The organism is Stenotrophomonas sp. SrG, from assembly GCF_050031795.1.
Taxonomy (GTDB): Bacteria; Pseudomonadota; Gammaproteobacteria; order Xanthomonadales; family Xanthomonadaceae; genus Stenotrophomonas; species Stenotrophomonas rhizophila_A.
This window is the reverse complement of sequence record NZ_JBNBBE010000038.1, coordinates 1-698: the sequence shown is the minus strand read 5'-3', so window position 1 is coordinate 698 and position 698 is coordinate 1. Positions and strand designations below refer to the sequence as shown.

The 698-nt window shown below is 64.8% G+C and carries 1 protein-coding gene; it reads left to right on the top strand.

All coding sequences use genetic code 11. The annotated features are described in order from the left end of the window. On the top strand, positions 1–698 hold a 698-nt coding region (locus ACQG3P_RS18885), incomplete at both ends, for a GTP-binding protein (protein WP_426805888.1).

Below are 698 nucleotides of genomic sequence, written 5' to 3'. Positions count from 1 at the left end.
GCCCACGTCGATTGCCCGGGCCATGCTGACTACGTCAAGAACATGATCACCGGTGCTGCCCAGATGGACGGCGCGATCCTGGTCTGCTCGGCTGCTGACGGCCCGATGCCGCAGACCCGCGAGCACATCCTGCTGTCGCGTCAGGTCGGCGTGCCGTACATCGTCGTGTTCCTGAACAAGGCCGACATGGTGGACGACGCCGAGCTGCTGGAACTGGTCGAAATGGAAGTCCGCGAGCTGCTGAGCAAGTACGACTTCCCGGGCGACGACACCCCGATCATCTCGGGCTCGGCCCGTCTGGCGCTGGAAGGCGACCAGAGCGAGATCGGCGTGCCGGCCATCATCAAGCTGGTCGAGGCGCTGGACACCTGGATCCCGCTGCCGGAACGTGACGTGGACAAGACCTTCCTGATGCCGGTGGAAGACGTGTTCTCGATCTCGGGCCGCGGCACCGTGGTGACCGGTCGTATCGAGCGCGGCGTGATCAAGGTCGGCGAAGAAATCGAAATCGTCGGTATCCGCGACACCCAGAAGACCACCGTGACCGGTGTGGAAATGTTCCGCAAGCTGCTGGACCAGGGCCAGGCAGGCGACAACGCCGGTCTGCTGCTGCGCGGCACCAAGCGTGACGACGTCCAGCGCGGCCAGGTGCTGTGCAAGCCGGGTTCGATCAAGCCGCACACCGAGTTCGAAGGCGA